An 18,041-nucleotide genomic window follows, 5' to 3' on the forward strand; every position below is an offset into this window, starting at 1 on the left:
CCGTCATGATCCGCTTCGATTCCGTCACCAAGCGCTACCGCGGTGCTCCGCGAGCCGCCCTCGACGACGTGTCCCTCGAGATCGGCAGCGGCGAGTTCGTCTTCCTCGTCGGTGCCTCCGGCAGCGGCAAGTCCAGCCTGCTGCGCCTCATGCTCCGCGAGGAGCGCCCGACGTCCGGCGAGATCCACGTGCTCGGCCAGCGGCTCACGTCCATCTCGAGCCGCAAGGTGCCGTACTTCCGTCGCAGCCTCGGGGTCGTGTTCCAGGACTTCCGGCTGCTGCCGAACAAGACCGTCTTCGACAACGTCGCCTTCACCCTGCAGGTGATCGGCAAGTCCCGCGGGTTCATCGAGTCCGCGGTGCCCGACGTGCTCGGCATGGTGGGTCTCAGCGAGAAGGCGCAGAACCTGCCGACGGAGCTGTCGGGCGGTGAGCAGCAGCGGGTCGCCATCGCCCGCGCCGTCGTGAACAAGCCGGCGATCCTGCTCGCGGACGAGCCCACCGGCAACCTCGACCCGACCACGAGCGACGAGATCATGTCGGTGCTCGACCGGATCAACGACGCCGGCACGACCGTCGTGATGGCCACCCACGACGTGACCATCGTCGACCGGATGCAGAAGCGCGTCATCGAGCTCGTCGGCGGCCGCATCATCCGCGACGAGGAGGAGGCGACCTACGTCACCTCCTCCATCCCGATCCAGCGCCCCGCGGCGCAGGACGTGGCGCCCGGCGACACCGGTTCGCTGCCGGTCTGGGCCCGCCGCGGACGCGACCGCAAGGAGCCGCCGGTCACGACCGGGCCGACGGTCGCCCCCGGAGCACCGCCGCAGACCGCGTGGCAGCAGCCGCCCCTCGCGGTCGCGCCGGCGGCGCCCCGCCCGGCCACCGGCCCGCAGCCCACCGTCGAGCCGCCCACAGGGCCGAGCTCGCACGCCGTGCCGCACGAGGAGCCGGCGCGTCCGCCCGTGTGGGCGCGGTCCGACACCGGCCCGGTGCTCACCGCGACGGGTGACAGCACGCCCTGGCGGCGCCCTGAGCCGACGCCCCGCGCGACGCCCGAGGCGACGAGCCTCTTCTTCGCCGCGCCCCTGCCGCCGCGCCGCCCCGCCGACGAGGACCTGCCGGCGGCGGACCCGGGCCTCGACGCCGACGACCGGCCGCGCTTCGACCTTCGGCCCGGGCCGCGGACGGTGCAGGAGCCGACGCCGGCGGAGCGGACCGATCCGCGGATCGCCGTGCGCCCGCGGACCGGACCCATCGACCTCGATGACACCGGCGACCCGGAGGGCCTCGCCCGCCGGGCCGGTCGGCACCGCGTGCCGCCGCTGCCGGACCATCTCGACTTCATCACCGGGCTCGGGCTGCGCGACCAGCGCCCGGCCGGTGACGAGGAAGTAGGGCCCTCCTCATGAGACTCGGACTCGTGCTCGCGGAGGCCGGCAACGGCCTGCGCCGCAACCTCTCGATGGTCGTCTCCATCGTGCTCGTCACCTTCGTCTCGCTGACGTTCGTCGGCGCCGCGGCCCTGCTGCAGCTGCAGATCGGGCAGATGAAGAACTTCTGGTACGACAAGGCCCAGGTGGCCGTCTACCTCTGCAACGGCGAGGTGCCGAGCGCCCACTGCGGCGGCGGCAGCGCGACCCCCGCGCAGATCAAGGCGATCGGCGCCGCGCTGCACGACCCGACGCTGAAGAAGTTCATCAACAAGACGTACTTCGAGGACCACCAGCAGGCGTACGACAACTTCAAGGCGCAGTTCAAGGGCAACCCGGTCGCCGACTACGTGACGCCGGACCTCCTGAACGAGGCCTACTGGGTCAACCTCAAGGACCCGTCGCAGTCGCCGATCATCGCGCAGGCCGTGGGCGACCTGCCCGGCGTCGACGCGGTCACCGACCAGCGCCGGCTGCTCGACCAGATCTTCGCGGTGCTGAACACGGCGTCGATCACGGCGGCGAGCATCGCCGCGCTGATGCTGGTCGCCGCGGCCCTGCTGATCTCCACGACCATCCGCCTGTCGGCGTTCTCGCGGCGCCGGGAGATCGGGATCATGCGGCTCGTCGGCGCCTCGAACCGGTTCATCCAGACCCCGTTCATCCTCGAGGGCGTGCTGGCGGCCCTGATCGGGTCGGTGCTCGCGGGCGCCGCGACGGTCGGGATCGTGCAGTTCTTCGTGCAGGGCTTCCTCGCCCAGGCGCAGAAGGAGATCGCCTTCGTGACGGTGCCGGATGCGCTGGGGGTGGTGCCGATCCTCATCGGCGTCAGCGTGCTCCTCGCGGCCGTCTCGGCGAACATCGCGATCAGCCGCTACCTCCGCGTCTAGCCACGACGTGCCCGGCTGTTCAGCGGGTGCACCGCTGTAGACTGCTGGGCTGCCCGTTCGGGCGGTACGACGACGGAGGTGGCCCGGATGCCCAGGGAGCAGGGGCGCAAGGTCGTGGCCAGCAATCGGCGCGCCCGCCACGACTACACGATCGAGGACACCGTCGAGGCGGGCCTCGTTCTGACCGGCACGGAGGTCAAGTCGCTGCGCCAGGGGCGCGCGTCGCTGATCGACGGCTACGCCTTCATCGACGGCGGCGAGGCCTACCTCGACGCCGTGCACATCCCCGAGTACAACCAGGGCACCTGGACCAACCACCCGCCCCGCCGCACCCGGAAGCTGCTGCTGCACAAGCAGCAGATCCTGAAGCTCTCCAGCCGGGTGAAGGAGGGCGGCTACACCCTCGTGCCGCTGTCGCTCTACTTCAGCGACGGCAGGGCGAAGGTGGAGCTCGCGGTGGCGAAGGGCAAGCGCGAGTACGACAAGCGTCAGGCGCTGCGCGAGCGCCAGGATCGCCGCGAGGCCGAGCGGGCGATGTCCACGCGCCGGAACCTCGGCGAGTAGCACCCTTCCGACTGCTCGACCCTGGGAACCCTGGGCGCTAAATCCGTTCATCGACACCACTTCGCGGGTGTTTCGGCGTGGCCGGAGCAACCGACCGGTAGCGTCGCGGCGTGCCTCTCACCGCCCTCCGCGACGATCCGCTCAGCCCCGACGTCATCGCCTTCCTGGCGGAGCACCTCGCGGACATGCGGCGGATCTCGCCGCCGGAGAGCGTGCACGCGCTGGAGCCGGCGGCGCTCGCCCGCTCGGGTGCCGCGTTCTGGACCGTCCGCGAGGCGGATCGGCCGATCGGATGCGGCGCGCTCACGGCCCTCGGCGAGGACGAGGGCGAGCTGAAGTCGATGCGGACTGCGCACACCGCGCGGGGCCGCGGCGTCGCGACCGTACTCATCGCCGCGATCGTGGCCGAGGCGAAGGCGCGCGGCTACCGCCGGCTGCTGCTGGAGACGGGCACCGAGCAGTACTTCCAGGCGGCACGGCGCCTCTACGAGCGAGCGGGCTTCCGGCAGCGCGGGCCGTTCGCCGGCTACCGCGAGGATCCGCACAGCGCCTACTACGAGCTGGAGCTGCAGCCGGATCCGGGAATGGCCGTGCCGGCAGAACGGTTCTAGACTGTCGGAACCTCCACGAGGGGGTGCCTCCAACTCCACAGTGCGACAGCGGCTCCGCGCCGTCATGGGGATGATCGGTTTCGACATTGCCTGATCTACGACGGAAAGCGGGCCGAGGATGCGTGCTTATCTCGATAACGATGCACGCAAACAACAGGTGCCAGTAAGACTCGCACCGCCTTCGCTCTCGCTGCGTAAGCAAGAGTAGACAAGGCCGTCGGACCGGGTTCGCCTCCGCCCCGGTATCCGGCGTCATCTAGGGGGCTTGCTGCGGAAGTCCTGCCTCGGGGCTCCGTGGGACTCGAACCGGGACTGGGCCTGTCGTCCGTAACCTGCCTGTGGCAAGGGACGGGGCCGAGCAGAACGTCACACACAGGCTGCGCCCGGAGAAGACGTCGTTCTCCAGCAGTGGACGGGGGTTCGATTCCCCCCATCTCCACTCCTCGCGCGGACCGCTGTCGCACTGCGGAGTCGATCGCATCGATCGTCGTCTCAGGCCGTGCCCGTGAACGTCAGGCCGAGCAGCACCACGTTCAGCGCGATCACCAGCGCGGCCGATGTCCAGCCTGCGATCCGCAGGCTCCGGCCGGCGACGTACGCGCCCATCACCGCGGGATCCGAGTTGAGGCGGATGAGCGGCACCACCGCGAACGGGATCCCGAAGCTCAGCACGACCTGGCTGAGCACGAGGGTCGCCGTCGGCGGCGTGCCGATCGCGAGCAGGGCGAGCGCGGGCAGCAGCGTGACGGTCCGACGCACGAGCAGCGGCACCCGCACCTTGAGCAGCCCCGCCATCACCTCGGAGCCCGCGTAGGCGCCGACCGACGACGAGGCCAGGCCGGAGGCGAGCAGCCCGACCGCGAACAGCACGCCGACGACGGGCCCGAGCGCCGAGGTGATCGCGGCGTGCGCGCCCTCGATCGTCCCGGTGCCCGCGTGCCCCTGCAGGTTGGCCGCGGCGACGACGAGCAGCGCGATGTTCACCGCGCCGGCGAGTGCGAGGGCGACGATGACGTCCCACCGCGTGACCTTCAGCAGGTGGGGCAGCCGGTCGCCCGCGTCGCCGTGCCGGTCGCGGGTGAGCGACGAGTGCAGGTAGATCGCGTGCGGCATCACGGTGGCCCCGAGCATCGAGGCGGCCAGCAGGACGGATCCGCCGTCCTTGAGGCGGGGCACGAGGCCGCCGGCGACACCGGGCCAGCTCGTCGAGCCCGTGAAGACGCCCGCGGCGAAGCCGATCGTCAGCACCGCGAGGAGACCGACGACGATGCCCTCGAACAGCCGCTTGCTGCGGTGCCGCTGCGCCGCGAGCATCACCAGCGACACCCCGCCGACGATGAGGCCGCCGAGCAGCAGGGGCAGCCCGAAGAGCAGTCGGAGCGCGATCGCGCCGCCGATCACCTCGGCGACGTCGGTCGCGGCGGCCACGCTCTCCGCCTGCAGCCAGAACGCGATGCGGCCGCGGCGCGACAGCCGCCGGCCGAGGAGCTCGGGCAGGCTCGCGCCGCTGACGAGCCCGAGTCGCGCCGAGCAGTACTGCACCACGGCCGCGATCGTGTTCGCCACGACCAGCACCCAGACGAGCGCGTAGCCCTCGGTCGCGCCCGCGGTGATGTTGGCGGCGACGTTGCCCGGATCGACGTAGGCGATCGCGGCGACGAAGGCGGGCCCGAAGCCGGCGACGAGCCGGACGATCGGCACCCGGGGTCGCGCGACGGTCGTCGTGTCGGGCGCGGTCACGGGGGCATCCTGCCTCACTCCGGCCGGATCGGGATCCCTCCTGGCTGGGGAAGCACCCCGTCGCGCTCGAGCGCGAGCAGCTGGACCTTCGCGGCCGCGCCGCCCCGGTAGGCGCCGGTCGTGCCGTCGGAGCGGACGACGCGGTGGCACGGCACGACCAGGGGCACCGGGTTCGTGGCGCACGCGGTGCCGACGGCCCGGACCGCGCGCGGGTTGTCCGTGCGGGCGGCGAGCGCGGCGTAGCTGATCCGGACGCCGTACGGCACGGCCTTCAGCTGCTCGAGCACGGCCAGCCGGAAGCCCCGCGCGAGGCGCAGGTCGATCGCGCCGGTGTAGGGCTCCGCGCCGCCGGCGAAGTAGGCGTCGAGCCAGGCGGCGACCGCGTCGAGCCGCTTCGGCGACCGCAGCACCCGCGGGCCGACTCGGGTCGCGAGCTCGTCGAGCACGCCGTCCTCGTCCTCGATGGCGAACGCGAGCCGGGCGACGCCGGCCTCGGTCGCCGCGACGAGCAGCGGTCCGAGGGGCGAGTCCACCCGGCGGTAGTGCACGTCGGGGGAGTCGTCGCCCACCGCTGCCGCCTCGAGGCGGGCGTGCAGCCGGGCGAGCAGCGCCGGATCCGCGTCCGGCACGGTCAGCGGGGCGAGTGTCTCGGTCATGCGATCTCCTTCCCGGCGAGCAGGGCGCGGAGCCGCTGCACGCCGTCCGAGGCGGCCTTGCGAGCCGCGGCCGGGGTGGTGCCGGTGAGGTCGGCGACCTCCGTGAACGGCACCCCGGCGAGGTGGTGGTGCACCACCGCGGCGCGCTGCCGCGGTGGCAGGAGCTGCAGCGCGGCCCACAGGTCGAGGTCGCGGTCTCCCGGGACCCCGAGCCGCGAATCCGTCTCGGGCAGCTCGTCCGTGGGGATCGCGGTCCGCGCCTGTGCCCGCAGCACGTCGATGGCCTTGCGGTGCGCGATGGTGACGAGCCAGCCGGCGGTGTTCCCATCGAAGGCGGGCCAGGCGCGCATCGCGGCGAGGAAGGTCTCGCTCCAGGCGTCCTCGGCGTCGTGCTCGACCAGCATCCCGCGGCAGACCCGCCAGACGAGGGCGCCGTGCTCCTCGACCACGCGCTCGAACGGGGCCCTGCCGGCGGCGAGGTTCGCGGGCCGGATCGCTCGGGTGGGGGATGCGCTCACATCAGGTCAACGCGCGGCGGCGTCGGGATGTGAGGTGCGCAGCCCGATCTTCTCGAGCGCGGCCTCGTGCAGGAGGCCGTTCGTGGCGAGCGCCGTGCCGTGCCAGGGGCCCGGCCGGCCGTCGAGGGAGGTGAACCGGCCGCCCGCCTCGGTGATGATCGGCACGAGCGCGGCCATGTCCCACACCTTCAGGTCCGGCTCCCCGGCGACGTCGACCTGGCCCTCGGCGACGAGCACGTACGACCAGAAGTCGCCGAGGCCGCGGGTGCGCCAGCAGCTGCGGGCGAGCGCGAGCAGCCCGTCGAGGGCGCCGGCGTCGTCCCAGCCCTGCAGCGAGTTGTAGCTGAGCAGGGCGTCGGGCAGCTCCGCCACCTGCGACACCGAGATCCGGGCGGGGGCGCCGGTGCCGCGCTCGGTGACCGTGGCCGTCCAGGCGCCGTTGCCGCGCGCGGCCCACCAGCGGCGCCGCAGCGCGGGGGCGGCGACGACGCCGAGCACCGGCTCGCCGTCGACCGCGAGCGCGATGAGGGTGGCCCAGATCGGCAGGCCGCGGAGGAAGTTCGTCGTGCCGTCGATCGGGTCGATGATCCACTGGCGGCCGGGCAGCGGCTCGCCGCCGTACTCCTCGCCGAGCACCCCGTCGTCGCGGCGGGCGTCCCGGAGCGCTGCGCGGAGGGCCTGCTCGATCGCCTGGTCCGCATCCGTGACCGGCGTGCGGTCGGGCTTCGTGGTGATCGTGAGGTCGGATGCGCGGAAGCGGTCGCTGGCGAGCACGTGGGCCATGTCGGCGAGATCGAGCGCGAGCTGCAGGTCCTCGAAGATGCCGGCGGTCACGGGCTCAGCCTAGGGATCCTCGTCGTCCGCGCCCACGACCCGTCCGCCCCTGGCCTCCAGCAGCCGCTGCAGCGACTCGAGCCGCCGCCGGCCCGCCTCGCCGAGCTCGCCGCCGTTCACCCGGTCGACGATCTCCCAGTCGTGGGCGTCCTGCAGCAGGATGCCGTCGGGCGGGTCCACGACGGGGCGGCTCCGCGCGACGAACGACCGCAGGATGTTCGCCGGGTCGACGTGGCCGAGGCCGAACGACCGGATGCCCGGGGTGTCGATGACCCAGCCGGTGGCGGGGAACCCGGCTGCGACGTCCTCGGGGGTCGCGCGCACCCGCAGCGAGATGCTCGACGACGAGGTGTGCCGGCCGCGGCCGGTGACCGCGTTCACGACGCCGGTCGCCCGGCCGGCCTCGGGCACGAGCACGTTGACGATCGTGGACTTGCCGACGCCGGAGTGCCCGACCGCGACCGTGGTGCGGCCGAGGAGCAGGCGGCGCAGGTCCGTCAGGTCCTCGCCGCGCTGCGTCGTGACGGCGGTGAGGTCGAGCGGCGCGAACTCGGCGAGCAGCGGCGCCGGATCGGCGAGGTCGGTCTTCGTGACGAGCAGCACGGCGTCGAGCCCGGCGTCGAACGCGGCGACGAGGTAGCGGTCGATGAGCGCCGGCCGCGGCTCGGGGTCGGCGGCCGCGACGACGATGAGCAGCTGGTCGGCGTTCGCCACCACCACCCGCTCCACCTCGTCCGTGTCGTCGGCGCTGCGGCGGAGCACGGTGCGGCGGGGCTCGATCCGGACGATGCGGGCGAGGGTGCCGGCTTCGCCGCTCGTGTCGCCGACGACGTCGACCGCGTCGCCCGTGACGACGCCCGCCTTGCCGAGCTCGCGTGCGCGTGTCGCCGGCACGTCCCGCTCCTCGGGCGTCCCCTCGAACAGGAGCACCTGCATCCGTCCGCGATCGACGGTCAGCACGCGCCCGGGCACGGCGTCCTCGTACGCGGGCCGCTGCTTCGTGCGGGGCCGGGAGCCGCGCGGGTTCGGGCGGACGTGCGCGTCGGACTCGTCGTACTCCCCGTACGGGCGGTCGTCGTCATCGTCGTCCGTCAGCCAGCTCATCCGAGCATCCGCCCCCAGCGGTCCGGGAAGTCGGGCATCGTCTTGCTCGTCGTGCCGATGTCGTCGACCGTCAGGCCGTCCACGGCGAGGCCGAGCAGGGCGCCCGTCGTCGCCATCCGGTGGTCGCCGTAGGCACCCCACGGCCCCGCGGGTGTGTGCAGCGGGCCGGGATCGACGACGAGTCCGTCCTCGGTCTCCGTCGTCGTGGCCCCGACGGCCGTCAGCTCGGCGGCGAGCGCCGCGAGACGGTCGGTCTCGTGGCCGCGCAGGTGGCCGATGCCGGTGAAGGTGCTGCGGCCGTCCGCGAAGGCCGCGAGGCCCACCAGCGTCGGGGTGAGCTCGCCGGCCTCCGACAGGTCGAGGTCCACCGCCGTCAGGGGCCGCGCGAGGGCACCGGCGCCGCCGTCCACCACCAGCGTGTCGTGCTCGCGGCGCACCTCGGCTCCGAACGCGGCGAGGAGCTCGCGGAGCCGGGCGCCGACCTGCGTCGTCTCGCCGGGCCAGCCGGGCACCGCGACGGTGCCACCGGCCACGAGCGCCGCGGCGAGGAACGGGGCGGCGTTCGAGAGGTCGGGCTCGATCGAGACCTCGCGCCCGCGGATGCGGTGCGGCCAGACCCGCCAGGACGCGGCCGGGGGCTCGAGGCCGATCTCCTCGGCGTGCGCGCCGCGACGCCGCAGCGCGTCGATCGTCATGTCGATGTGCGGCGTCGAGGGGAGCCGGCTGCCGCGGTGCTCGATGACGATCCCGTCGGGCAGCCGCGCACCGACGAGCAGCAGGCCCGAGACGAACTGGCTCGATCCCGATGCGTCGATGGTCACGCGGCCGCCGCGCACGCCGTCGCCGCCGGTCACCGTGAAGGGCAGGGTCCCGCGGCCGTCGTCGTCGACGGTCGCCCCCAGCGCGCGCAGGGACAGCACGGTGGTGGCCATCGGCCGGGCGCGCGCCCGCTCGTCGCCGTCGAAGCGGACGGGGCCGTCGGCGAGGAGGGCGACGGGTGGCAGGAACCGCATCAGGGTACCGGCGAGGCCGCAGTCGATGTCGGCGCCGCCGGCGACGGGCGCGGGCGTGATCCGCAGGTCCCCGTCGTCCGTCCGCTCGATCGAGGCGCCCAGCTGCCGGAGGGCGTCGACCATGAGATCCGTGTCGCGTGCCTGCAGCGGACGCCGCAGCGTGGAGGGGCCGTCGGCGAGCGCGGAGAGGACGAGCTCCCGGTTGGTGAGGCTCTTGGAGCCCGGCAGCTCGACCCTCGCCGCGAGCGGTCCGGACGCCGTCGGCGCGCGCCACCCCGAGGATCCGGAATAGGTCGGCGCGGGCATCGGTTCCACCCTAGGTCCGGCGAACGTGAAGTGAAGGAGGGCGTGATGGCGGCAGCAGTGCTCGACGCGCCGATCCGCGCTCAGCCCGCGCTCGCCCCACGTCCGATCCGCGCCGAGTGGCCGCCCGTAGAATCCTGGGCCATGTCCACTCCGTCCGACCGCCCCGTCGACGACCACGAGGTCGTCCCCTCCGTCGATCAGGACGAGGACCTCGAGACGCAGGACGAGGACCTCGACGAGCAGGTCGACGAGGCGCCCGACGCAGAGACGCTCGAAGACGAGACCGAGGCCGTCGAGGAGGAGCTCGAGGACGTCCCGATCGCGATCGGCGACGAGGAGCTGCGCAGCCTCTTCGAGGAGCAGGCGCTGCCGTTCCTCGACCAGCTCTACGCGGCGGGCATGCGGATGACCCGCAACCCGGCCGACGCGCAGGACCTCGTCCAGGAGACGTACGTGAAGGCGTTCAGCGCCTTCCGCCAGTTCCAGCAGGGGACGAACCTGAAGGCCTGGCTGTACCGCATCCTCACGAACACGTTCATCAACAGCTACCGCAAGAAGCAGCGGGACCCGTACAAGAACACCATCGACGACCTCGAGGACTGGCAGCTCGGCGAGGCCGTCTCCACCACGTCGGCGTCGCGGGTGTCGCGGTCCGCCGAGGCGGAGGCGATCGACCACCTGCCCGACTCCACGGTGAAGGACGCGTTGCAGTCCATCCCCGAGGACTTCCGGCTGGCGGTCTATCTCGCCGACGTCGAGGGCTTCTCCTACCAGGAGATCGCCGACATCATGAAGACGCCCGTTGGCACCGTGATGAGCCGCCTCCACCGAGGCCGCCGGCTCCTCCGGGACCGTCTCACCGATTACGCACAGGAACGCGGGATCGCGATGGGCGCCGTGTCGCGCCGCGCCGCGCCCGCTCGGAGAGGGGCAGTGACGCCATGACCGACTGCGGTTGCGAGAAGGCCAAGCAGGATCTGGAGGAGTACCTCCACCAGGAGCTGGAGCGCTCCGAGTACGCGGACATCACCGAGCACATGGCCGGGTGCGTGGACTGCGCGGAGGAGCACCACATCGGTGTCGTGCTCACCGAGGCCGTGCGCAGGGCCTGCCGCGACACGGCGCCCGAGGAGCTCCGCGAGACCGTGATGCTGCAGCTGCGCCTCATCGCGCGGCACGCGTAGGCGCCGAGCTCACCTCCCGCCGAAGAGCCTCCGCAGGGGGCCCGGCAGCCGCTCGAGCAGCGCGTCGACGTCGACGCCGTACTTCTTGAGGGTCTCCGCGTACTGCATCGGATCGACCTGCTCCGGCAGGTGCTGCTCCGCCTGATCGGCGAGCGCGCCCCTGCCGCGCTGCCGCAGGAAGTCGACGATGGTCGATCGCGGGATCTGCATGCCGCCAGCCTGACGCATCCGCCTGGACCGGTCCCGGGCGTAGGGGATCGTGCCCGGAGTAGGGGCCGAGGCGGTGTGTCGGCCTACGCCTGGCACGAATGCCTACGCCCGGCACCGGGCTGCGGCTCACCCCCATGCAGCGGGACGGCGACCGGCTGCGGGCTCCCTCGGTGGGGCGAGGGGCAGGGACGGATGGTGGGTGGCCGGCTTCTCGAGGCGGGTCGCCACGTATTGATGGCTGGGTCGGTCGGCGACGGAGGATCTGGTCGGTAGCGGAGGACGCGGAGGCCGATTCTGTCCTCCGGTAGCGACGGAATCCTCCGTTCGCGCCGCCCTCGGTGCCGGGCGTAGGGGACCGTGCGCGTCGTAGGGGCATATCCGGCGTGTCGGCATACACCCGGGACGATTGCCCACGGCCGGGACGTGGTGGCCGGCGGCGCGGCCCGCACATGCGGATGGGAGGGGCCGACCGGCCCCTCCCATCCGGGCCACGCGTTCGTCAGCGCTCGAAGACCCGCTGGATCAGCTCCGCCTGCTCGGCCGCGTGCCGCTTCGCGCTGCCCGCCGCAGGCGACGCCGACGCCGGACGCGAGATGAGGCGCAGGGCCCTGGGCACGGGGGAGTTCAGCGCCTGCAGCTGCACGAACGGTGCCGCGCCCTGGTTCGCCGGCTCGTCCTGCGCCCACACCAGCTCGGCGTCCTCCGGGTAGGAGGCGACGAGGTCGAGCAGCTCGTGCTTCGGCACCGGGTAGTACTGCTCAACCCGCACGAGCGCCGTCCTCAGGTCGTTCCGCTTCGTGGCCTCGGCGAGGAGGTCGTAGTGGATCTTGCCGCTGTGCAGCACGATCCGGTCGACCTGCGACCGGTCCTGGATCCGCGCATCGTCGATCACCGGCTGGAAGCGGCCCTCGGTGAGGTCCTCCACCGAGCTGACCGCGCCGCGGAGGCGGAGCATCGACTTCGGGGTGAACACCACGAGGGGGCGCCGCGGCTGCGCGTACGCCTGGCGGCGCAGCAGGTGGAAGTACGAGGCGGGCGTCGACGGCTGGGCGATCGTCATGTTCCGCTGCGCGGCGAGGATGAGGAACCGCTCGATCCGCGCGGAGGAGTGGTCGGGGCCCTGGCCCTCGTAGCCGTGGGGGAGCAGCAGCACGAGGCTCGAGTGCTGGCCCCACTTCTGCTCCGACGACGAGATGAACTCGTCGATCACGATCTGCGCACCGTTCGCGAAGTCGCCGAACTGGGCCTCCCAGCAGACGAGCGCATCCGGCCGCTCCACCGAGTAGCCGTACTCGAACGCCATCGCCGCGTACTCCGACAGCAGCGAGTCGTAGATCCAGAAGTGGCCCTGGTCCTCCGACAGGTTCGTCAGCGGGATCCACTCCGCGCCCGTCTCGCGGTCGTGCAGCACCGCGTGCCGCTGCGTGAACGTGCCACGGCCGCTGTCCTGGCCGGAGAACCGCACCGGCGTCCCGTCGAGGAGCAGGGTGCCGAGCGCGAGCAGCTCCCCGAACGCCCAGTCGATCCCGCCGCTGCGGGTCATCTCGACCCGCTTGTTCAGGACGGCCTGGAGCTTCGGATGCACGGTGAAGCCCTCGGGGGCGTCGCCGAACGCGTCCCCGACGCGCTGCAGCATGTCGAGCGGCACCCGGGTCTCCGGGTCCTGGTCCTCCGGCGCCTCGGCGCGCTCCTTGCCGATGCCGCCGGGGGCGCCGACCTGCGTGACGGTGGGGATCGTGCCGGTCTGCGCCGCGTGGGTCTCCGCGAACGCCTGCTCGAGCCGCGACTGGAAGTCGCGGTGCGCCTCGTCGTAGATCTCCTGCGTGATGTCGCCGCGGCCGACGAGCGCCTCGGTGTAGAGCTTGCGGACGCTGCGCTTCGCCTCGATGAGGTTGTACATCAGCGGCTGCGTCATCGACGGGTCGTCGCCCTCGTTGTGCCCGCGGCGGCGGTAGCAGACGAGGTCGACCATCACGTCGCGGTGGAACTCCTGGCGGTACGCGAAGGCGATCTCCGCGACGCGGGCGACGGCCTCGGGGTCGTCGCCGTTCACGTGGAAGATCGGCGCCTGGATCGTCTTCGCCACATCCGTCGAGTACACGGACGAGCGCGAGTCGACCGGCGGCGTGGTGAAGCCGATCTGGTTGTTCACCACGATGTGGATCGTGCCGCCGGTGCGGTAGCCGCGGAGCTGGCTCATCTGCAGCGTCTCCACGACGACGCCCTGGCCGGCGATCGCCGCGTCGCCGTGCACGAGCAGCGGCAGCACGCGGAACGTCGCGACCGGGTCGCGGTCCTGCTTCGCCCGCACGATGCCCTCGAGCACGCCGTCGACGGTCTCGAGGTGCGACGGGTTCGCCGCGAGGGTGACGGGGAGCGTGGCGCCGGTGGCGGAGACGTACTCGCCCTCGGTGCCCAGGTGGTACTTCACGTCGCCGGACCCGTGGATGGTCCGCGGGTCCTGCGTGCCCTCGAACTCGCGGAAGATCTGGCCGTAGGTCTTCCCGCAGATGTTCGTCAGCACGTTGAGCCGGCCGCGGTGGGCCATGCCGATCGCGGCCGCGTCGAGGGCGTCCGCCTCCGTCGCGCGCTGCAGCACGGTGTCGAGCATCGTGATGAGGCTCTCGCTGCCCTCGAGGCTGAACCGCTTCTGCCCGACGTACTTCGTCTGCAGGAAGGTCTCGAAGGCCTCCGCCTGGTTCAGCTTCGAGAGGATCCGCATCTGCTCGTTGTTCGTCGGCTTCTTGTACGGCCGCTCGAGGGACTCCTGGAACCAGGCGCGCTGCACCGGGTCCTGGATGTGCATGTACTCGACGCCCACCGTGCGGCAGTAGGTGTCGCGCAGCAGGCCGAGCACGTCGCGCAGCCTCATCGACCGGCGGCCGCCGAACCCGCCCACCACGAACTCGCGGTCGAGGTCCCAGAAGGTGAGGCCGTGGTTGCGGATGTCGAGGTCCGGATGCATCCGCTGCTGGTAGACGAGCGGATCGACGTCCGCGAGCAGGTGGCCGCGCACCCGGTAGGAGTTGATCAGCTCCTGCACCCTGGCGGTCTTGGAGACGTCGTCCGCGAGGTCGACGTTGACGTCCTGCGCCCAGTGGATCGGGTCGGACGGGACGCGCAGGGCGGCGAAGATCTTCTCGTAGAAGTGCTGCTCGCCGATCAGCAGCGAGTGCACGATCTTCAGGAACTCGCCGGAACCGGCACCCTGGATGACGCGGTGGTCGTAGGTCGAGGTCAGCGTGATCGTCTTGCTGATGCCGAGGTCGACGAGCGTGCGCTCGCTCGCGCCCTGGAACTCGGCCGGGTACTCGAGCGCGCCGGCGCCGATGATGCAGCCCTGGCCGGGCATGAGCCGCGGCACGGAGTGGACCGTGCCGATGCCGCCGGGGTTCGTCAGCGAGATCGTGGTGCCGGCGAAGTCGTCGGCGCCGAGCTTGTTCGCGCGGGCGCGCTGCACGAGGTCGTCGTAGGCGGCGACGAACTCCGCGAAGGTCATCGTCTCGGCGCGTTTGATGCTCGGCACGAGCAGCGCGCGGGTGCCGTCGGGCTTCGGGATGTCGATCGCGAGCCCGAGGTTGATGTGGCCCGGCTGCACGAGGGACGGCTTGCCGTCGGCCTCGGTGTAGTGGACGTTCTGGCTCGGGAACTGCATGAGCGCCTTGACGAGCGCCCAGCCGATGATGTGGGTGAAGCTCACCTTGCCGCCGCGGGCACGGCGCAGGTGGTTGTTGATGACGATCCGGTTGTCGATCATCAGCTTCGCCGGGATGGTGCGCACGCTCGTCGCCGTCGGGATCGACAGCGAGGCGTCCATGTTCGTGGCGAGCGTCTTCGCCATGCCGCGCAGCGGCGACACCTGGTCGTCGTTCGCGGTGGCCGGCCGAGCCGCGGCGCGGGGCGCGTCGGCGGGGATCGCTCGCGTCTTCGGGCCGACCGACGTGCGGGCGGCGCTGCGGGGCGCCGCGCTCGGGGCGGATGCGAGGGCGACCGCATCCGGAGCCGGCGTGGTGGTCACCGCGGTCGGCGAGGGCTCGGGGCGGGCGGCGATCTTCGCGGCCTCGGCGGCGTTCGGCGCTCCGGGGGAGACGGCCGGCGCGTCGGGGACAGTGGCGCCGGCGCGGGGCTCGCGGGGGGCGTCGGAGGTCGGAGCGGCGGCGCCGTCGGTGGAGGGGGCTCCGCCGTTCGTGGCGGCGGCCCCGTCGGTCGCCGGCGCGCCGCCGTTCTCGGTGTGGCCGAGCCCGGCCTCGCCGTCGACGGGGTGGTAGGCCTCGAGCACCGGCCACCAGGACCGGTCCACCGAGTCCCGGTCCGCCAGGAACCGCTCGTAGAGCTCGTCCACGAGCCACTCGTTGGCGCCGAACTCGTTTCCAGCGCCCTCCTCGGTCCCGGTCAACTGACTCGACACGGTGCTCCTCGCCCACTTCCGTTGCACATCGCTGATCTGCTCGTCCGAGGGTACGCCTCGGCGTCCGAGCGGCCGGTCAGACGGATACCGTTTCGGCCATGCGTTTCCTCGCGGCGCGCCCCGCCCACGACCTCACGTACTCCGATGTGTTCCTCGTCCCGGGGCGATCGGGCATCGGCAGCCGGCTCGACGTCTCGCTGGCGCCCGCGGACGGCACCGGTGCGACCATCCCCATCGTCGCCGCGAACATGAACTCGGTGACCGGACCGCGGTTGGCGGCCGTGCTCGCCCGGCGTGGCGGCCTCGGCGTGCTGCCTCAGGACATGTCGCCCGCGGCGACCGCGGAGGCCGTCGCGTGGGTGAAGGAGCAGTCGCCGCGGTGGGACTCCCCGTTCGTGCTCGGGCCGGACGACACGGTCGCCGATGCGCTCGAGGTGCTGCCGCCGGTCCCCGGGCGTGGCGTGGTGCTCGTGGACGGCGAAGGCGCGCTGCTCGGCGGCCTCGAGGCCACGCGGCTCGCCACCGCGCTGCTCGACGCACGGCTCGGTGACCTGCTGCGCGGCGGCTTCGTGCTCGACGGGACGGTGGAGGACCCGGAGGCGGTCTTCCACGCGCTCGTCGACGCGGATGCGGACTTCGCGCCGGTCGTCGTCGACGGCGTGCTGGCCGGCACCGTGAGCCGGCGCAGCGCCGTCCGCGGCGCCATCTACAGCCCCGCCCTCGACGGCCTGGGGCGCCTGAAGGTCGCCGCAGCGGTCGGGATCAACGGCGACGTGGCGGCGCGCGCATCCGCGCTCGCCGGCCTCGGCGTCGACGTGCTCGTGCTCGACACGGCGCACGGGCACCAGGAGGGCATGCTCGGCGCCCTCGAGCGGGTCGCCGCGCTCGACCTCGGGCTGCCGCTCGTCGCGGGCAACGTCGTGACGGCCGAGGCCGTCGAGGACCTCGTCGATGCCGGTGCCGACATCCTCAAGGTGGGCGTCGGGCCGGGCGCCATGTGCACGACCCGGATGATGACGGCGGTCGGGCGGCCGCAGTTCTCCGCGGTGCTCGAGACGGCGGAGGCGGCCCGCGAGGCCGGCGCCCACGTCTGGGCGGACGGCGGGGTGCGCTATCCGCGTGACGTGGCGCTCGCGCTCGCGGCCGGCGCGAGCTCGGTGATGATCGGCTCCTGGTTCGCGGGCACGATCGAGGCGCCGGGGAGGCTCGAGCACGCCTCCGACGGCGGCCTGTTCAAGCAGAGCTGGGGCATGGCGTCGACGAAGGCCGTCGAGGCGCGGTTCGGCGCGGAGGACCCGTGGCGCCTCGCCCGGCGCACCCTCTTCGCGGAGGGGATCTCGTCGTCGCGGATCGCCCTGGACCCGCTCCGTCCGGGCCTCGAGGACCTGCTCGACATGATCACCACCGGCGTGCGGTCGTCCTTCACCTACGCGGGTGCGGCGGATCCGGCGCAGTTCCACGAGCGCGCGGTGGTGGGCGTGCAGTCCGCGGCCGGATACGAGGAGGGCAAGGCGCTCCCGGTCAGCTGGTGACCGCCGCCAGCAGGTCGGCCGCCCGGCGCGAGCCGGGCTCGGCGCGCTCGGTGACGAGCCGCCACATCTCGCGCTGCAGCAGCAGGTTCACCGGCGTCCGCACGCCGTGCAGCCGCCCGACGCGCACGATCTCGCCGTTCAGGTGGTCGGTCTCGACCGAGCCCTGACCGCGGGCGACGCTCTGCCAGGTCGAGCCGCCCCGCCGATCCTGCCCGCCGACCGGCGCCGTGCGGACGCCGCCCGCGAGCGCCGCGCTCCAGGTGGCGTCGTCGACGACCGGGAGCCCGGCGGCCGCGAACGCCGCCAGGCCCTCCTCCGCCGCGCGGGCCGCGAGCGCGTCGACGACCTCCTCCGCATCCGGCGGCAGATCGGATCCGCAGAGCGCGTCGAGCGCGTTGCCGAGGTTGCGGAGCAGCTTCGCCCGCTTGAACGCCATGACGTCGTCGACGACGTCGGCGCGGAACCCGGCCGAGGCGAGCGCGCCTGCGACCGTGCGGTCGATCTCGTCGGCGCCGCCCGGTGCGAGCCCCAGCTGGAGGATGCCGGCGACGTCGGCGCCCTCGCCGATCACGACGCCCGGCTCGAGGTGCGTCGCCGGCAGGTTCACGCACACGCCGTGGACGGCCGCGAACATCCGGAGGGCGGCGTCCTCGTTCGCGACGCCGTTCTGCAGATGGAGGATCGGCAGCACGTCGCCGGCGCGCTCGCCCCCGACCGCGAGCGACGCGATCTCGTCGAGCAGCGCCGCGGTCTGCTGCGACTTCACCGCGAGCAGCAGCATGTCGCCGGCGGCGAGCCCGAGCTCCGAGACGGTCGTGGCCGTCCGCGGCCGCACGTGCAAGGTCCGATCGGGCCGACGCACCTCGAGGCCGCGGTCCCGGATCGCGTCGCCGTGCGCGCCGCGGGCGACGAGCGCCACCTCATGGCCCTGGTCGACGAGCAGGCCACCGACCACCCCGCCGATCGCGCCCGCCCCGATGACGACGTACCGCATCCATCACTCCCGTCCCGGCTCGGCCGCTAGACTCGCGGGCC

The 18,041-nt window shown here is 72.9% G+C and carries 16 protein-coding genes and 1 other RNA gene; 8 read left to right on the forward strand and 9 right to left on the reverse strand.

The window, feature by feature from the left end:
- The first annotated feature begins 5 nt into the window (after positions 1 to 5).
- From ftsE to ssrA, 5 genes are all read left to right on the forward strand, one after another.
- On the forward strand, positions 6 to 1,415 hold the full coding sequence (gene ftsE, locus VIG76_RS14105) for a cell division ATP-binding protein FtsE (protein ID WP_331955252.1): 1,410 nt from the start codon (positions 6 to 8) through the stop codon (positions 1,413 to 1,415).
- Positions 1,412 to 2,326 carry a permease-like cell division protein FtsX gene (gene ftsX / locus VIG76_RS14110; protein ID WP_331955254.1) on the forward strand — a complete coding sequence of 305 codons (915 nt, stop codon included), beginning with the start codon at positions 1,412 to 1,414 and terminating at the stop codon, positions 2,324 to 2,326. Before ftsE ends, ftsX begins: the two co-directional genes overlap by 4 nt.
- A gap of 87 nt (positions 2,327 to 2,413) precedes the next feature.
- The gene (gene smpB / locus VIG76_RS14115; protein WP_331955256.1) at positions 2,414 to 2,890 is read left to right on the forward strand and encodes an SsrA-binding protein SmpB; all 477 of its coding nucleotides are present in this window, start codon (positions 2,414 to 2,416) and stop codon (positions 2,888 to 2,890) included.
- A gap of 110 nt (positions 2,891 to 3,000) precedes the next feature.
- Complete coding sequence (locus tag VIG76_RS14120; protein ID WP_331955259.1) at positions 3,001 to 3,501, forward strand: GNAT family N-acetyltransferase; 501 nt, start codon at positions 3,001 to 3,003, stop codon at positions 3,499 to 3,501.
- A gap of 66 nt (positions 3,502 to 3,567) precedes the next feature.
- Positions 3,568 to 3,943, forward strand: a transfer-messenger RNA (tmRNA) gene (gene ssrA, locus VIG76_RS14125).
- Positions 3,944 to 3,993: 50 nt separating this feature from the next.
- Here the strand turns inward: ssrA and VIG76_RS14130 are convergent.
- Genes VIG76_RS14130 through aroA form a run of 6 tightly spaced genes read right to left on the reverse strand, consistent with a single transcriptional unit; the run spans position 3,994 to position 9,672 of the window.
- Positions 3,994 to 5,241 carry an Nramp family divalent metal transporter gene (locus tag VIG76_RS14130; RefSeq protein WP_331955261.1) on the reverse strand — a complete coding sequence of 416 codons (1,248 nt, stop codon included), beginning with the start codon at positions 5,239 to 5,241 and terminating at the stop codon, positions 3,994 to 3,996.
- Positions 5,242 to 5,255: 14 nt separating this feature from the next.
- A complete protein-coding gene (locus tag VIG76_RS14135; RefSeq protein WP_331955263.1) occupies positions 5,256 to 5,897 on the reverse strand; it encodes a methylated-DNA--[protein]-cysteine S-methyltransferase in 642 nt (213 codons plus the stop codon).
- Positions 5,894 to 6,415, reverse strand: a complete 522-nt coding sequence (locus VIG76_RS14140; protein ID WP_331955265.1) for an RNA polymerase sigma factor — start codon at positions 6,413 to 6,415, stop codon at positions 5,894 to 5,896. Before VIG76_RS14140 ends, VIG76_RS14135 begins: the two co-directional genes overlap by 4 nt.
- A 6-nt stretch (positions 6,416 to 6,421) precedes the next feature.
- Positions 6,422 to 7,249, reverse strand: coding sequence for an inositol monophosphatase family protein (locus tag VIG76_RS14145; RefSeq protein WP_331955267.1), 828 nt, complete (start codon positions 7,247 to 7,249; stop codon positions 6,422 to 6,424).
- Positions 7,250 to 7,258: 9 nt separating this feature from the next.
- Positions 7,259 to 8,353: a ribosome small subunit-dependent GTPase A gene (gene rsgA / locus VIG76_RS14150; RefSeq protein WP_331955269.1), complete on the reverse strand. Its 1,095-nt coding sequence runs from the start codon at positions 8,351 to 8,353 to the stop codon at positions 7,259 to 7,261.
- Entirely contained in the window at positions 8,350 to 9,672 is a 1,323-nt protein-coding gene (gene aroA, locus VIG76_RS14155; protein WP_331955271.1) for a 3-phosphoshikimate 1-carboxyvinyltransferase, read from the reverse strand. The genes rsgA and aroA overlap by 4 nt, the downstream gene beginning before the upstream one ends.
- A gap of 141 nt (positions 9,673 to 9,813) precedes the next feature.
- On the opposite strand from aroA, the gene VIG76_RS14160 reads away from it, so the two are divergent.
- Complete coding sequence (locus VIG76_RS14160; RefSeq protein WP_414640653.1) at positions 9,814 to 10,617, forward strand: sigma-70 family RNA polymerase sigma factor; 804 nt, start codon at positions 9,814 to 9,816, stop codon at positions 10,615 to 10,617.
- Complete coding sequence (locus tag VIG76_RS14165) at positions 10,614 to 10,856, forward strand: zf-HC2 domain-containing protein (RefSeq protein WP_331955273.1); 243 nt, start codon at positions 10,614 to 10,616, stop codon at positions 10,854 to 10,856. The genes VIG76_RS14160 and VIG76_RS14165 overlap by 4 nt, the downstream gene beginning before the upstream one ends.
- 9 nt (positions 10,857 to 10,865) lie before the next feature.
- Here the strand turns inward: VIG76_RS14165 and VIG76_RS14170 are convergent, their stop codons facing one another.
- Together VIG76_RS14170 and VIG76_RS14175 are read right to left on the reverse strand one after the other, a co-directional pair.
- A complete protein-coding gene (locus VIG76_RS14170; RefSeq protein WP_331955275.1) occupies positions 10,866 to 11,066 on the reverse strand; it encodes a hypothetical protein in 201 nt (66 codons plus the stop codon).
- 499 nt (positions 11,067 to 11,565) lie between these two features.
- Complete coding sequence (locus tag VIG76_RS14175; protein ID WP_331955277.1) at positions 11,566 to 15,474, reverse strand: multifunctional oxoglutarate decarboxylase/oxoglutarate dehydrogenase thiamine pyrophosphate-binding subunit/dihydrolipoyllysine-residue succinyltransferase subunit; 3,909 nt, start codon at positions 15,472 to 15,474, stop codon at positions 11,566 to 11,568.
- A gap of 98 nt (positions 15,475 to 15,572) precedes the next feature.
- Here VIG76_RS14175 and guaB1 point away from each other — a divergent pair, with 98 nt between their 5' ends.
- Positions 15,573 to 17,006, forward strand: coding sequence for a GMP reductase (guaB1, locus tag VIG76_RS14180; RefSeq protein WP_331955279.1), 1,434 nt, complete (start codon positions 15,573 to 15,575; stop codon positions 17,004 to 17,006).
- On the opposite strand, the gene VIG76_RS14185 is transcribed toward guaB1, so the two are convergent.
- A complete protein-coding gene (locus tag VIG76_RS14185; RefSeq protein ID WP_331955281.1) occupies positions 16,996 to 18,000 on the reverse strand; it encodes a ketopantoate reductase family protein in 1,005 nt (334 codons plus the stop codon). The two genes, guaB1 and VIG76_RS14185, sit on opposite strands and share 11 nt — an antisense overlap.
- Between the last annotated feature and the right edge of the window lie 41 nt (positions 18,001 to 18,041).

The organism is Amnibacterium sp. (genome assembly GCF_036559085.1).
Classification (GTDB): Bacteria; Actinomycetota; Actinomycetes; order Actinomycetales; family Microbacteriaceae; genus Amnibacterium.

Coding starts and splice junctions, on each gene's coding strand:
- smpB (WP_331955256.1), top strand. CDS start 2,414: ATGCCCAGGGAGCAGGGGCGCAAGGTCGTGGCCAGCAATCGGCGCGCC.
- guaB1 (WP_331955279.1), top strand. CDS start 15,573: ATGCGTTTCCTCGCGGCGCGCCCCGCCCACGACCTCACGTACTCCGAT.
- rsgA (WP_331955269.1), bottom strand. CDS start 8,353: ATGAGCTGGCTGACGGACGACGATGACGACGACCGCCCGTACGGGGAG.
- VIG76_RS14165 (WP_331955273.1), top strand. CDS start 10,614: ATGACCGACTGCGGTTGCGAGAAGGCCAAGCAGGATCTGGAGGAGTAC.
- aroA (WP_331955271.1), bottom strand. CDS start 9,672: ATGCCCGCGCCGACCTATTCCGGATCCTCGGGGTGGCGCGCGCCGACG.
- ftsX (WP_331955254.1), top strand. CDS start 1,412: ATGAGACTCGGACTCGTGCTCGCGGAGGCCGGCAACGGCCTGCGCCGC.
- ftsE (WP_331955252.1), top strand. CDS start 6: ATGATCCGCTTCGATTCCGTCACCAAGCGCTACCGCGGTGCTCCGCGA.
- VIG76_RS14135 (WP_331955263.1), bottom strand. CDS start 5,897: ATGACCGAGACACTCGCCCCGCTGACCGTGCCGGACGCGGATCCGGCG.
- VIG76_RS14170 (WP_331955275.1), bottom strand. CDS start 11,066: ATGCAGATCCCGCGATCGACCATCGTCGACTTCCTGCGGCAGCGCGGC.
- VIG76_RS14160 (WP_414640653.1), top strand. CDS start 9,814: ATGTCCACTCCGTCCGACCGCCCCGTCGACGACCACGAGGTCGTCCCC.
- VIG76_RS14185 (WP_331955281.1), bottom strand. CDS start 18,000: ATGCGGTACGTCGTCATCGGGGCGGGCGCGATCGGCGGGGTGGTCGGT.